Annotated in this window: 11 protein-coding genes, 3 tRNA genes and 3 rRNA genes; 4 read left to right on the forward strand and 13 right to left on the reverse strand. The window is 41.3% G+C overall.

What is annotated here, in order from left to right:
- Window positions 1-9: 9 nt before the first annotated feature.
- The 3 genes from fliE to flgB are packed head-to-tail and all read right to left on the reverse strand — an operon-like array spanning window position 10 to window position 1250.
- Window positions 10-309, reverse strand: coding sequence for a flagellar hook-basal body complex protein FliE (gene fliE, locus SFB89_RS08765; RefSeq protein WP_331774310.1), 300 nt, complete (start codon window positions 307-309; stop codon window positions 10-12).
- A 4-nt stretch (window positions 310-313) separates the two neighbouring features.
- Window positions 314-808 carry a flagellar basal body rod protein FlgC gene (gene flgC / locus SFB89_RS08770; RefSeq protein ID WP_331774311.1) on the reverse strand — a complete coding sequence of 165 codons (495 nt, stop codon included), beginning with the start codon at window positions 806-808 and terminating at the stop codon, window positions 314-316.
- A 10-nt stretch (window positions 809-818) separates the two neighbouring features.
- Window positions 819-1250, reverse strand: a complete 432-nt coding sequence (gene flgB / locus SFB89_RS08775; protein WP_331774312.1) for a flagellar basal body rod protein FlgB — start codon at window positions 1248-1250, stop codon at window positions 819-821.
- Between the two features lie 107 nt (window positions 1251-1357).
- Between flgB and SFB89_RS08780 the strand changes: the two genes are divergently transcribed.
- From SFB89_RS08780 to SFB89_RS08790, 3 genes are read left to right on the forward strand one after another with little or no spacing between them, the layout of a single operon-like run.
- On the forward strand, window positions 1358-2518 hold the full coding sequence (locus tag SFB89_RS08780; protein ID WP_331774313.1) for an FtsW/RodA/SpoVE family cell cycle protein: 1161 nt from the start codon (window positions 1358-1360) through the stop codon (window positions 2516-2518).
- Window positions 2515-3534, forward strand: coding sequence for a UDP-N-acetylglucosamine--N-acetylmuramyl-(pentapeptide) pyrophosphoryl-undecaprenol N-acetylglucosamine transferase (locus SFB89_RS08785; RefSeq protein WP_331774314.1), 1020 nt, complete (start codon window positions 2515-2517; stop codon window positions 3532-3534). The genes SFB89_RS08780 and SFB89_RS08785 overlap by 4 nt, the downstream gene beginning before the upstream one ends.
- A gap of 42 nt (window positions 3535-3576) precedes the next feature.
- Window positions 3577-4566 (forward strand): lactate/malate family dehydrogenase, encoded by a 990-nt coding sequence (locus SFB89_RS08790; RefSeq protein WP_331774315.1) that lies wholly within the window; start codon window positions 3577-3579, stop codon window positions 4564-4566.
- Between the two features lie 23 nt (window positions 4567-4589).
- On the opposite strand, the gene SFB89_RS08795 is transcribed toward SFB89_RS08790, so the two are convergent.
- Both SFB89_RS08795 and SFB89_RS08800 read right to left on the reverse strand, forming a co-directional pair.
- A tRNA-Arg gene (locus SFB89_RS08795) sits at window positions 4590-4666 on the reverse strand.
- Between the two features lie 43 nt (window positions 4667-4709).
- On the reverse strand, window positions 4710-5606 hold the full coding sequence (locus SFB89_RS08800) for a DMT family transporter (protein ID WP_331774316.1): 897 nt from the start codon (window positions 5604-5606) through the stop codon (window positions 4710-4712).
- 73 nt (window positions 5607-5679) lie between these two features.
- On the opposite strand from SFB89_RS08800, the gene SFB89_RS08805 reads away from it, so the two are divergent.
- Window positions 5680-6537: a prephenate dehydratase gene (locus SFB89_RS08805; RefSeq protein ID WP_331774317.1), complete on the forward strand. Its 858-nt coding sequence runs from the start codon at window positions 5680-5682 to the stop codon at window positions 6535-6537.
- A gap of 91 nt (window positions 6538-6628) precedes the next feature.
- On the opposite strand, the gene rrf is transcribed toward SFB89_RS08805, so the two are convergent.
- The 8 genes from rrf to SFB89_RS08845 form a co-directional block, all read right to left on the reverse strand.
- A 5S ribosomal RNA gene (gene rrf / locus SFB89_RS08810) occupies window positions 6629-6744 on the reverse strand.
- 166 nt (window positions 6745-6910) lie between these two features.
- Window positions 6911-9821 (reverse strand): 23S ribosomal RNA (locus tag SFB89_RS08815).
- 212 nt (window positions 9822-10033) lie between these two features.
- A tRNA-Ala gene (locus tag SFB89_RS08820) sits at window positions 10034-10109 on the reverse strand.
- 122 nt (window positions 10110-10231) lie between these two features.
- A tRNA-Ile gene (locus SFB89_RS08825) sits at window positions 10232-10308 on the reverse strand.
- 90 nt (window positions 10309-10398) lie between these two features.
- Window positions 10399-11909: ribosomal RNA gene (locus SFB89_RS08830) — 16S ribosomal RNA — on the reverse strand.
- The 16S, 23S and 5S rRNA genes sit together here with 2 tRNA genes alongside, the layout of an rRNA operon.
- A 248-nt stretch (window positions 11910-12157) precedes the next feature.
- On the reverse strand, window positions 12158-12811 hold the full coding sequence (locus SFB89_RS08835) for a prepilin-type N-terminal cleavage/methylation domain-containing protein (RefSeq protein WP_331774318.1): 654 nt from the start codon (window positions 12809-12811) through the stop codon (window positions 12158-12160).
- 3 nt (window positions 12812-12814) lie between these two features.
- Window positions 12815-14002 (reverse strand): ArnT family glycosyltransferase, encoded by a 1188-nt coding sequence (locus SFB89_RS08840; RefSeq protein ID WP_331774319.1) that lies wholly within the window; start codon window positions 14000-14002, stop codon window positions 12815-12817.
- The gene (locus SFB89_RS08845) at window positions 13999-14568 is read right to left on the reverse strand and encodes an aminodeoxychorismate/anthranilate synthase component II (RefSeq protein WP_331774320.1); all 570 of its coding nucleotides are present in this window, start codon (window positions 14566-14568) and stop codon (window positions 13999-14001) included. Before SFB89_RS08845 ends, SFB89_RS08840 begins: the two co-directional genes overlap by 4 nt.
- Window positions 14569-14622: the final 54 nt, after the last annotated feature.

Below are 14622 nucleotides of genomic sequence, written 5' to 3' on the forward strand. Positions count from 1 at the left end.
GTGCCACGCTTATATCTGAGTTTTGGATATCTCTTTATATGCGCTTAATGCTTTGTTTCTGACCTCTAACATCAATTTCATACTAATCTGTGCTTTATCAATTGCAATCGCGGCTTGGTGTAGGTCTTTGACTTCTCCTGTTGCGATATCAGCCATTGCTTTATCACCAACTTGTTGTGCTTTATTGACTTCTGAAAGTGTATTTTCTAAAACTTTTGAAAAATCTCCACTAGGCGCCACTTTAGTAGCATCTTTTTTTGCATCAGTAAGATTTCCTAATGATGAGATTTTATCAAGACTATTTTGCATCAAATTATCCTTTCAAAATATCTATAGCGCTTTGTGCCATTGATTTGGCACTTTGAAAAGCAGCTACATTCGCTTGGTATGCCCGTGTCGCTTCAATCAAATCTGACATCTCAATAACAGGATTGACGTTGGGATACGCCACATAGCCATCTTTATTAGCATCAGGATTGGTAGGGTCATATTTCATTTTAAAATTGCTACTGTCTCTCACGACTTTGTCGACTGCCACACTCATTACAGATGGGTCAGCATCATTGGGGGCACTCGAATCATCGAGAGGATTCTCGTATTTTAACATATTATTGCTGTTTTCAATAGCATTGTTGAGTGTTTTATCAAAATTTATCGCTTTAAAGATCACTTCTCGCCTACGATAGGGACCGCCTTCACTCGTCCTAGTCGTATCTGCATTTGCGATATTGGAACTGATAACATTCATCCTGAAGCGTTGCGCGGAGAGTCCATAACCACTAATATCAAAATTACTTAAAAATGCCATTTATACGCTCCTATACTCTTGATGATGCTTCAATGACACTTTTGAAAATCGTACTGTCTTTCTTCAAAGCAGCCGATAGTGCATTAAACATCATGTTATTTTTACCCAGTTCGGTCGTCTCAATATCAAGGTCCACCGTATTGCCATCATTTCTTTGTGTGTGACCATCTCTGAGATAAATCGTAGGTTTTGAAATATCACTATCATGATAACCGCTGAGATGCTTTTGATTGGTTTGTGCCATTTTGAGCTGTGCTACTTGATGCGCTCCATAAAGCTTTTGTGCACTGTGTGCCAATGAGGCTTCAAAATCAATATCCCGTGCTTTATAATTTGGCGTATCAATATTGGCAATATTGCCCGCTATCATCTCTTGTCTTAGTGCTCTGGCGTTTAATCCTTGCTCCATCAATCCAAACGATTTGCTGATTTCAAATGACATACGATCCTCTCTTTACTCAATATGTCAAATATAAGCAAAAATCATTCCTTTTTATACAAGCATCTTTTTAATCTTTTTGATGTAAAATAAAATAAAAAAAGAGATCAATGTCAGCAGATAAAACTCTATTTATATTAGTGTCATTTTGTATCTTTGTGGGGATCGTTTTTTCTCTTTCCTTGCCGGTATTTACCAATCTGTATTTCGGATACAATGAGTTTCATTTTTTCATTCGTCAATTTAGCGTCGGTATGCTCTCGATTCTCATCATGTGGTCGCTCTCGCAATTAAATGCGGACAAAAGTTTGACCATTATCGCTTTTGGTATCTTTTTTATTTGTCTCTTCTTGATGGGCATCATGCATTATCTTCCTGAGAGTATGGTCACGAGTGCGGGGGGAGCCAAAAGATGGATTCGATTGCCCGGTTTTTCATTTGCCCCTGTAGAATTTTTTAAAATCGGATTTGTCTATTTTCTTGCCTGGAGTTTTGCCAGAAAATTGGATGAAAAAAAGAAATCACTCAAAGAGGAAATCAAGCTCATCTTCCCTTATGTTGCGGTGTTTATCTTGGTGGTTTATCTCATTGCCGTCATGCAAAATGACTTAGGTCAAGTGATTGTTCTAGCCGTGACGTTGGCGGTTATGTTACTCTTTGCAGGCACAAGTAAAAGATTGTTTATGCTCACCGTCATCGGTGCTATTATTGTTTTTATTGTCGCTGTTTTTACCTCAGAACATCGAATTTTAAGAATCAAAATATGGTGGGGAACCATCCAAAATATGGTTTTGTCCATCTTACCCGATGGTATTGCAAAAGCACTGCGCGTTGAAAATGCACCTGAGCCTTATCAGATATCTTATTCACTCAATGCCATCAAACACGGGGGACTTTTTGGGCAAGGTATTGGTGCGGGGTCTTTTAAATTGGGATTTTTAAGTGAGGTACACACTGACTTTGTTTTAGCCGGAATCGCAGAAGAGATTGGATTTTTTGGTGTTTTGGTTATCACAGCAGCCATCTTTTTGATTGTGTACCGCATCTTTCGAATTTCCAACCGAAGTGAAAACCGTGTCTATTACCTCTTCTCTTTAGGTATGGGATTGTTGATTGTTTTTTCATTTTTGATGAATGCTTATGGTATCACCTCTCTCACCCCAATCAAGGGAATTGCTGTACCGTTTATCAGCTATGGAGGTAGCTCTATCTTGGCTTTGAGTGTCGGGATTGGGATGGTTCTCATGATTAGCAAAAAGGCAAAACTATGATAGCACTCACAGGAGGAGGAACCGGTGGACATTTAGCCATCGTTCGTGCCTTGAAAAATGCCCTAAATCAAAGAGGAATCCAGCCCATTTATATTGGCTCAACCAACGGACAAGATCGCGCTTGGTTTGAACATGAGACAGGTTTTTCAGAGAAATTTTTCCTCAACTCACAAGGGGTTGTCAATAAAAAGGGATGGAAAAAACTCACCTCCTTAGGCGAGATTTTAAATACCTCTCGCCAATGCAAAAAAATCTTCAAACGCTACCACGTCACTGATCTTGTATCTGTGGGTGGATACTCAGCCGCGCCAGCTTCTTTTGCAACACTGACCTCGCATGTGAAGCTTTATATTCATGAGCAAAATGCGGCGATGGGAAAACTCAATAAAATTCTAAAACCCTTTGCAACAGAATTTTTTAGCTCTTATGATCCACACAGTAAAATCAAAGACTATCCTGTCGATACGGCATTTTTCACCAAAAGAAAACCCATCAAAAAGCTCGAAACTATCATTTTTTTAGGCGGTTCTCAAGGTGCTAAGGCCATCAATACCTTAGCGATGCAACTGGCAAAAAAGCTCAGTGAAAACAACATCCACATCATCCATCAATGTGGGAAAAACAACTTAGAGGAGATGCTACAGTTCTATCATGATAACCATATCAATGCTGATGTCTTTGACTTTGATCCACAACTGAGAGAGAAAATCTTGCAAGCTGATTTTGCGATCAGTCGTAGTGGGGCAAGTACCCTTTGGGAACTCTGCGCACTGGGTGTGCCATCACTTTTTATCCCCTATCCTTATGCGGCAAGCGACCATCAATACTACAATGCAAAGGCATTAGTCGATGAGGATTTAGCCTTGTTGAGACGTGAATCAGAGGTGGATTCACACGCCATCTATGAAAGTATCATGATGCTTGATTTGCAACATATTTCTACAAAACTCAAGCAACATATCGCCCCCAATGGAGCAGAGAAAATTATCGATTTTATTATCAATCATCACACATAACACAAAATAAAATAAAAACATATGCAAAAAGGAGAAAAAATCATGCATATTAATAAATTAGTAGTCGTCGGCGTAGGCCATGTCGGCTCATATGTTTTGGCAGATGCCATGAAAGTCGGATTATTTGGAGAAATCGGTGTAATAGACATCTTGGAAGATGTTGCTTACGGCGAAGCACTAGACCAAGCACAAGCAACGGCTATGACGTATATGAACAATATCAATATAACCAGTGGTGGGTACGAACAATGTGCCGACGCTGATGTGATTATCGTAGCAGCAGGACCTAGTGTCATCCCTGATCCCAATAACCCAAAAGCAGAACCTGATCGCGCCCTCTTGACACAAACAAATTGCAGCGTTATTCGTGAGGTCATGAGCGGTATCACACAATACACCAAAGAGGCCATCGTCATCTTGATTACCAATCCTTTGGATACGATGGTGTATATCGCTGAAAATGAATTTTCTTACCCAAAAGGACGTGTTTTTGGAACCGGAACCATGCTGGATTCTGCAAGATTGCGTCATCTTGTGGCACAAACTTACGATGTAGATCCAAAATCTATCAGTGGATATATGATGGGTGAACACGGGAAAACTGCCTTTCCGGTATTGAGTCATCTCAGTATCGCAGGCATTCCTTTTGATGATTTAGAAAACTATTTTACGGCAAATGCGGATATTAAAAATCCTGAAAATGTCAAAAAAGAGATTATCAGTGCTGCCTATAAAGTGCTCAATGGCAAAGGGTGGACCAATGCAGGCGTCGCTCAAGCAGCCATCACGATGGCAAAAGCTGTTTTATTAGATGAAAAAAGTGTCTATCCAGCATCCACAACACTTCATGGCCAATATCATCATGATGGCGATGTTGCTTTGAGTATGCCCTGTATCATAGGACGTGAAGGAATACTCAAACAAATTCCCGTCACACTCAATGCATGGGAATATGAAAAACTAGAAGAATCGATTGCGTATATTCAAGAAACAATGAAAGATGCAAAAACTGGGATTGAATTTATAAAATAGAAGTTTATTGGTGCAGAAAAAAATGGTGCGCTCAGAGCGATTCGAACGCCCGACCGCTGGTACCGCAAACCAGTGCTCTATCCAACTGAGCTATGAACGCACAACCATTTGAGGACGATATTATATCCTAATTTTTTAAAAATTCAAAGTGTTTTTCTTGGTTTTTTTTGCTGCACCAATAAACCGGCTACAATTAGTATCAATCCTACAAAAGTTGACCAATAAATTGTCTCTCCTACAAAGAAGTGTATAAAAACCAATGACACAAAAGGAGAGATAAAAATAAGATTGGCAATTTTTGAACTGTTGGTTGTGAGCTTCATCGCCTTGAGCCAAAAGACATATGTCACGCCCATCTCAAAAAAGCCAACATAAATCGAACCCAAAAATCCATACCAATCAAAAATCAAAGCATGAGACGAAAGTATCATATAGAGAATAATTAAAACAAATCCTGAAACAAAACTAATAAAAAGACCAACCACCGGATCAAGACGTGATTTGGTATTAAAAATCCAATAAAAAGCCCATAAAATTGTCGATAAAAAAGCCAAAATCACACCCTGTGCTGATGAAAACTGAAAGCTCAAAAGTTCTCCATGTGTTGAAATCACCAAAACACCAAAATAACAAATAATACCGGCTAAAAAATCATAAATACTCAGTTTGTGTTTTAATATAAAAAAGGAGAGATAGCTCAACGTCAAAGCCCACGTATAATTGATAGGTTGTGCCTCTTGTGCCGGTAGGAGGTCATACGCTTTAAATAACACTAAATAATATAAAAAAGGATTAAGTACCCCAAGAAGTGAGGCACGCAAATAAGCAGTTTTTGGATATTGGCGCAGTAAAGGTAGCTTTTTTTCTTTGAGTATAATCATAAAAAGCATCACAATAGAAGCCCCAACTGAATAAAACAACAATTGTGTCGGAGTAAAGTAAGCAAGCGATAATTTAAAGGCACTCGCGACCGTTGACCACAACAATACAGAGAGGAGTCCGAAAAGATATGCTTTTTTCTGATTCGAGTTTATTATCATATAAGATTATACTATTTTTTTAGCCTATGTATGATAAAATTTTAATAAATTTTTTCAAAAAAAGAGGGTAAAAATGAACGATAAAGTGATCGCATATCAAGGTGTCGAGGGAGCGTATTCTCACCTAGCATGCAAAAACACGTTTCCAAAATCTATATCAATCGCTTGTGAGAGTTTTGAAAAGGCGATGAAACTGGTAGAGATGAAAACAGCAGACTTTGCTATGATACCGGTAGAAAACTCCACAGCAGGACGCGTGGAGGAGATTTATCGACTCATACCAAAATTATCACTCTACATTGTAAAAGAACATTTTGAGCCGGTCAACCACTGTCTTTTGGGTACACAAGATGCCAGAATTGAAGATATAAAATATGTAGGTTCACATCCTCAAGCTCTCGCACAATGCTACAAAAATATTATAGATTTAGATTTAAATGCAATGGCTAAATTTGACACGGCCGGTTCGGCAAAAGAGGTCAGTGAAAAGAATGATGTGCAATATGGGGCTATTGCTTCAAAATTAGCAGCAAAACTTTATAATTTAAAAATATTACAAGAAAACTTTTCAGATTTAGCGGGCAATGTGACACGATTTATTATTCTCTCTCGAGATGAAGTGATACCAGAATTTGTAGCAGATAAACGCTATATTACCTCAGTCATATTTCAAGTTAGAGATATCCCTGCTGCCTTATTTAAAGCACTTGGAGGATTTGCCACCAATGGTGTCAACCTACTCAAATTAGAGAGTTACTCAATGGCTGGGTCGATGCAAGTGAGTCGTTTTCATATTGATATTGATGCCCATCCTCATGAAAGAAGATTGAAACTGGCATTAGAAGAGTTATCTTTTTTTGCCAACAAAATCAAGCATCTTGGAGTCTATGAAAAAAATCCATTGCGCGATCAATACAAGCTATTACAATAACAATATTGTAATGGCACTTCGAAATAAAGAGTTAAAAAAAATTGTTATGGGAAAGGATTGTTGTTGGATAAGTAAGTAAAAAGAAACAAGAATCCGGCAGCGACCTACATTCCCACAACAGTAAGCTGCAGTATTATCGGCGATGAGTTGCTTAGCTTCCAGGTTCGAAATGGGACTGGGCGTTTCCAACTCTCTATAGCCACCGGAAATCTTGAAGTAAATCTATGAATGATAAACTTACTTCAAGATTTTGATTCTTGAGTGTTTATTGTTATGTCAACAAGACGCTACATTAAAAACAATGACTTTAGATTTCTCTAAACCCTTGTAGCCTCTTATTATACTTAATAAGAAAGTGATACAATTGAATATAAAATTTAAGCCAAACGACCTATTAGTACTGGTCAGCTAAAGGGCTTTCACCCATTACACACCCAGCCTATCAAACATGTAGTCTTCATGAGGTCTTCAGGGAAAGTTCATCTTGGAGTTGGCTTCCCGCTTAGATGCTTTCAGCGGTTATCTCATCCGAACATAGCTACCCAGCGGTGCCCTTGGCAGGACAACTGGTACACCAGTGGTTCGTTCAACCCGGTCCTCTCGTACTAGGGTCAAATCTCCTCAACTTTCCTACGCCCACGGCAGATAGGGACCGAACTGTCTCACGACGTTCTGAACCCAGCTCGCGTACCGCTTTAAATGGCGAACAGCCATACCCTTGGGACCTGCTCCAGCCCCAGGATGCGATGAGCCGACATCGAGGTGCCAAACCTCCCCGTCGATGTGAGCTCTTGGGGGAGATCAGCCTGTTATCCCCGGGGTACCTTTTATCCTTTGAGCGATGGCCCTTCCACACAGAACCACCGGATCACTATGACCGACTTTCGTCTCTGCTCGACATGTATGTCTCACAGTCAAGCTGGCTTGTACCATTATACTCTGCGGACGATTTCCAACCGTCCTGAGCCAACCTTTGTAAGCCTCCGTTACTTTTTAGGAGGCGACCGCCCCAGTCAAACTACCCACCAGACATTGTCCTGCTTGAGGATAACTCAAGCCAGTTAGCTATCAGAATAAAGAAGAGTGGTATCTCAACAATGGCTCATCATGATCTAGCGACCATGAATCAAAGCCTCCCACCTATCCTGCACATCTTTATCCCAACAGCAGTGTCAAGCTGTAGTAAAGGTCCACGGGGTCTTTCCGTCTTGCCGCGGGTAGGAGGAATTTTCACCTCCACTACAATTTCACTGGATTCCTGGTCGAGACAGCTCCCATCTCGTTACGCCATTCATGCAGGTCGGTATTTAACCGACAAGGAATTTCGCTACCTTAGGACCGTTATAGTTACGGCCGCCGTTTACTGGGGCTTCGATCAACTGCTTCGACGAATCTAACAGCATCAATTAACCTTCCAGCACCGGGCAGGCGTCACACCCTATACATCCTCTTACGAGTTAGCAGAGTGCTGTGTTTTTGGTAAACAGTCGGGAGGGACTCTTTGTTGTAACCTTCAATGCTCCACCCGCAGGGGTTTCACAAAGGGAGGCACACCTTATACCGAAGATACGGTGCTATTTTGCAGAGTTCCTTAACCAGGATTCTTCCACGCGCCTTAGAATACTCATCTCACCCACCTGTGTCGGTTTGCGGTACGGGTAATTATAGATATACTTAGAAACTTTTCTTGGCTCGACGGCATCAACGATTCACCGTCCACTCCGAAGAGTATCAAGTGCCTATCAGGTCTCGAATAAAAGATCACGGATTTGCCAATGATCTAATCTACACCCTTCGACCAACTATTCCATCAGTTGGCTCGTTTAGCCCTAAGCGTCCTTCCATCGCGCTCTATAATTAGTGTTGGAATATTAACCAACTTTCCATCGTCTACCCCTTTCGGACTCGACTTAGGTCCCGACTAACCCTACGATGACGAGCATCGCGTAGGAAACCTTGGGTTTTCGGCGAAGGGGATTCTCACCCCTTTTATCGCTACTCATGCCTGCATGCTCACTTCCGCACGCTCCACCACTCCTTACCGGTATGGCTTCAACGCTGAGCGGAACGCTCTCCTACCACTTGAAATAAATTTCAAATCTACAGCTTCGGTGGATATTTTTAGCCCCGTTATATTTTCCGCGCAGAATCACTAGACCAGTGAGCTATTACGCTTTCTTTAAAGGATGGCTGCTTCTAAGCCAACCTCCTGGTTGTCTAAGTAACTCCACATCGTTTTCCACTTAAATATCACTTTGGGACCTTAGCTGGTAGTCTGGGTTGTTTCCCTCTTGACGACGCATTTTATCACCCGCCGCCTGACTGCCAAGATTACGCATAGGGTATTCGGAGTTTGACAGGGTTTGGTACATTGGTGTATGCCCTAGCCCAATCAGTGCTCTACCCCCCTATGTTACGACTTGACGCTATACCTAAATATATTTCGGAGAGAACCAGCTATCACGAAGTTTGATTGGCCTTTCACCCCTATCCACAGTTCATCCGGTGAGTTTTCAACCTCAATCGGTTCGGTCCTCCACTAGTTCTTACACCAGCTTCAACCTGACCATGGATAGATCACTTCGCTTCGGGTCTGCAGCCAGTGACTAAATCGCCCTATTAAGACTCGCTTTCGCTACGGCTCCGGGTTTCCTTAACCTTGCCACTGACCACAACTCGCAGGCTCATTATGCAAAAGGCAGTCCATCACCCTGATAAATCATAGGGCTCTGAATGATTGTAAGTAAATGGTTTCAGGTTCTATTTCACTCCCCTCACTGGGGTTCTTTTCACCTTTCCCTCACGGTACTGGTTCACTATCGGTCTGTAAGTAGTATTTAGGGTTGGAGGGTGGTCCCCCCGGATTCAGACAGAATAACACGTGTTCCGCCCTACTCAGGATACTGCTATGTTGTTATCAAGTTTCGTGTACGAGACTATCACTCTCTATGGCTAAACTTTCCAGATTATTCCACTACTATCTAACATACAATATCGCAGTCCTACAACCCCTGTTGTAAACAACAGGTTTGCCCTAATCCACGTTCGCTCGCCGCTACTAGCAGAATCTCATTTGATTTCTCTTCCTCTGGCTACTGAGATGTTTCACTTCACCAGGTTAGCCCCCCGCAGGGTAACTGACATCACTGCCAGCTGGGTTGTCCCATTCGGAAATTCACGGATCAAAGCCTCTTGACGGCTCCCCGTGACTTATCGCAGTCTAGTACGTCCTTCATCGCCTCTTACAGCCAAGGCATCCACCATTCACTCTTAATAGCTTACCTTTTATATTCTAATTAACGTATCACTTCCTTATTAAACATAATAAAACGTTTAACAATGAAATTGTTTTTTATTTGCGTTTGTTGACATTAACAATAATAATTTAATGAACATAATCTTTAAATATTAAAGATTAATTTTTAGACTTATAAAGTCTAATATGAATATTAGTATTAATACTCATATTAAACCTCTAAAGTACTTCAATGTTAATTGGTGGAGAATAGCGGGATCGAACCGCTGACCTCCTGCGTGCAAAGCAGGCGCTCTCCCAGCTGAGCTAATTCCCCTACTGGTGTGTTTCAATCTCTTTTTAGAAGACTGCTGATAAGTATTAGCTGAACGAAGCAACAAGATGCGAAGCTTACTATAAGTAAGTGAGCAGATTGTTAACGATGTTCAAGGCTAAGAATGGTGGGCCTAACAAGATTTGAACTTGTGACCTCACCCTTATCAGGGGTGCGCTCTAACCAACTGAGCTATAGGCCCCTTGACATCAATCTTTCAAAACTAAACAAGCAACACTTAATCCTTTGGTTACCCGGGTAAACATTGTGAGACGTTTACCCTATACTCTAGAAAGGAGGTGATCCAACCGCAGGTTCTCCTACGGTTACCTTGTTACGACTTCACCCCAGTCGCTGAACCCACCGTGGTCGGTAACTACTTTAGTATTCCGACTTCGGGTGAATTCAACTCCCATGGTGTGACGGGCGGTGAGTACAAGACCCGGGAACGTATTCACCGTAGCATAGCTGATCTACGATTACTAGCGATTCCAGCTTCATGGAGTCGAGTTGCAGACTCCAATCCGAACTGAGACTAGGTTTTAAGATTTGCTCCACCTCACGGTATTGCATCTCTTTGTCCTAACCATTGTAGCACGTGTGTAGCCCTGGACATAAGGGCCATGATGACTTGACGTCGTCCTCACCTTCCTCCTCCTTACGAAGGCAGTCTCCTTAGAGTGCTCAGCCGAACTGTTAGCAACTAAGGACGAGGGTTGCGCTCGTTGCGGGACTTAACCCAACATCTCACGACACGAGCTGACGACAGCCGTGCAGCACCTGTCACTTGGCTCTAGTAAACTAGCACTCTCATATCTCTATAAGATTCCAAGGATATCAAGTCCAGGTAAGGTTCTTCGTGTATCTTCGAATTAAACCACATGCTCCACCGCTTGTGCGGGTCCCCGTCTATTCCTTTGAGTTTTAATCTTGCGACCGTACTCCCCAGGCGGCACACTTAATCTGTTAAGTGTATTACTGAAGTGACTAGCACTCCAACAACTAGTGTGCATCGTTTAGGGCGTGGACTACCAGGGTATCTAATCCTGTTTGCTCCCCACGCTTTCATGCCTCAGCGTCAGTTAAGTTCCAGCAGATCGCCTTCGCAATCGGTATTCCTGGTGATATCTACGGATTTTACCCCTACACCACCAATTCCATCTGCCTCTCCCTTACTCTAGGTTACCAGTTTCAGAAGCAGTTCAACGGTTAAGCCGTTGGATTTCACTTCTGACTTGGCATCCAGCCTACGCATCCTTTACGCCCAGTGATTCCGAGTAACGCTTGCACCCTCCGTATTACCGCGGCTGCTGGCACGGAGTTAGCCGGTGCTTATTCATATGATACCGTCATTATCTTCTCATATAAAAGGAGTTTACGCACCGAAATGTGTCATCCTCCACGCGGCGTTGCTGCATCAGGGTTTCCCCCATTGTGCAATATTCCCCACTGCTGCCTCCCGTAGGAGTCTGGACCGTGTCTCAGTTCCAGTGTGGCTGATCATCCTCTCAGACCAGCTAGGCGTCATAGTCTTGGTGAGCCATTACCTCACCAACTAACTGATACCGTACAACCCCATCCTTTAGCACCGGAGTTTTCCCGACTTATCTTATGATAAGAAGGAGTATGGGGTATTAGCAGTCGTTTCCAACTGTTGTCCCCCACTAAAGGGCAGGTTAGTTATATATTACTCACCCGTGCGCCACTAATCCGTTCTAGTAAACTAAAACTTCATCGTTCGACTTGCATGTGTTAAGCACGCCGCCAGCGTTCACTCTGAGCCAGGATCAAACTCTCCATTAAAATGAAGTGTTTAACTTGTTCAGAGATAGTTAATCTCATTTTTTAGTAACCTTAAAGTACTCAAGGTCGCTTGTTTAGATTTCAAAGATTGAATAATTAACATTGATAAATTTAATGAACTTGAATCCCTAAACTTGGGACTCTTTAACACCCGTTCTCTCAAACGAGGACGAAATTATATACAATCATTCCTTAGAACTAGCTTAGTTTTTTTCGGGTTTTTTAGAAAAATTCAAAAAATTGAAAATTTATAAAATATGAGCGTATCCTGTCTCTGGTTCAATCGCAATCGTCACGCTGGTTGTTCCATCTGTGATTGTGATGGCACATTGACTCGTCAGTAGGGAGATGGTCGCACTTGTTGCTCGATATGGAGAGATGTCGCTACTAATATTTCCTTTAATAGGTCGGCCTAAATAATCAAAAGCAATTCTTTTGGCTCCCGCACATCCTGAGGTCGTCACATTGGTGATTCCATATTTTGACCCAATATTCAATGCTTTTGTAGCCCGTTCATCTTCCCAATCCAACGTGTTACTAAAACCACCGCTTAAGAGCTTGGTATTGTCTAGCGGATTCGTAGCAATTTCACCGGGGTCTGGATTTCCACTCGTGCTGGTGTCACTAAATATCGTATATGCATAATATCCACCACTATTTAAGGTACCACTACTTGATTTTCCAATCAAGAGTTGCCATCTTTTTTCATACCAGTTTGGATCGCTAGGGTTATATTGGTCATCAATCATGGCAAGGTGTTGGGTGTAACGGATGTGGCTGATAAGTTGGTCTGCGGCTTCTCGTACTGAGTTTCTTTGAAAATTTGGAGCAATCATGGCAGATATAATGCCAATTATCACTATAACAAAAACAAGTTCCATCATCGTAAATGCTTTTTTCATGACCTACTCTTTATATATATAAAATCTTGCTACCATTGTACCATAATATGTTATGGGTATTATCTGAGACGCTTTGGCGCCATATAATGCCATAGAGAGGACTTCGTCTCCACCGTATTGGATGCCATAAAATTTCAACCGTATTTGCAAGGCATGATCGAGTGTCTTGATCTGATGGATGTCCATTGCTTTTAATTTCTCGGCAAGTTCTTTCGCGACTTCATACTTATAGGCAAAATGATGTTTTGGATTTGGGTATAGGGCATATAGGGGCTTGTTCACAAAGATGAAAAATGTATTGATCACCAAAAAAACTAAGACAAATACCGATATCACTTTGTGCCATCTCCTATATTGGGGCAAACGCACGCGATAACTATTGAGAAAAACTTTGACCATGAGGGGAATCGCTAAAATCACAAAAGGGGCAAAATCCTCCAGATGCAATCGTTGGCGCAGTGATAAAAAGAGTGAGAACATCAATGCCACAAAAGAGATATACCAAAGCAGATTTTTTTCTTCTTTGATTAAAATCCTATAAAGCGTATAGATATAGTATAAAAACAAAAAAGGAGAAAAGATGGCAGAATAGATACCAAGCGTATCCAAGAAGTAACCTTTTGGCTTGCCACTGTCATCAAAGCCATAAATATACATGGACATTCCAAATAAAATCAAAGAAAAAATCAGCAGTTTATTGTCTTTTTTAGAGATCGCATAGAAAAAGAGTGAGAGATACAAAATAGAAAATGAATTATCTACTAACAATGAGAAAATCAAAATCCAATAAGAGTAAGTTTTGTATCCATACATATATAAAAACACAAATAATAGGGTCAAGAATATAACCGGCGTGGCCGAATTGACTAAAATGGCTGCTGAATTGATACCAGGAAGTAGCGCAAATATAGCAGTAGAGAGAATTCTATCTCCTTTGCGCTTCAAAAAAAGTTTGCCGATTTTGTAAATTAAAAACAGAGAGAGGACGTGTAATATAATAAAAGGTAGACGAATAGCGAGATCATTTTGTCCTAAAATACCGGTGAACAGATGAGAGAGATAATACAGCACACCATGTGCACCAAAATAAATCTGTGCCTCACCGTGTGAAATCGATATGGATTGTGTCTCCAATATCAAACATACAGAGCTCACAAAGAGGATAAAAAAAATCTGTAAATTTTCTTTCATAATTTTAAAAAATTATCCAATATTTCATAGCCGTGTTCGCTCAGAATTGATTCTGGGTGAAACTGCACCCCGTAGATATTTTTATTTTTGATTTCTAATGACATGATTTCATCATCATCCATACTATAAGAAGTAGGAACGATATCTTGGGGTAAATCTTGTTTTTGCACCGTCAAAGAATGATAGCGTGTCATCGTGAATTCTTCGGGTAGTCCTTTGAATAAGCATGTTTCTTGGGTTTTGTGAATTTTAGAGGTTTTACCATGCATCATCTGTTCAGCACGGACTACTTTCCCGCCAAAGGCTTGGGCGATGGCCTGATGTCCCAAACAAATCCCCAAAATCGGAAGTTTGTCTTTGAAATAGTCGATAACCGCTAGTGTCACACCCGCATCATCGGGGGTGGCAGGACCGGGAGAGAGGATAATCTTCTCAGGATGCAGGGCGTCAATCTCGTCCACGCTTAACTCATCATTTCGTATCACTTTGAGATCCGCACCTAATTCCAAACAATACTGTACGATATTGTAAGTGAAACTATCGTAATTGTCTATCATCAAAATCATATTTTACCTCAGTAACGCACCTTATTATGGCGTTGTAAATTTTATGTATTATAC

The sequence above is a fragment of the Sulfurospirillum sp. 1612 genome (assembly GCF_036556685.1).
In the GTDB taxonomy this organism is placed as follows: Bacteria; Campylobacterota; Campylobacteria; order Campylobacterales; family Sulfurospirillaceae; genus JAADIZ01.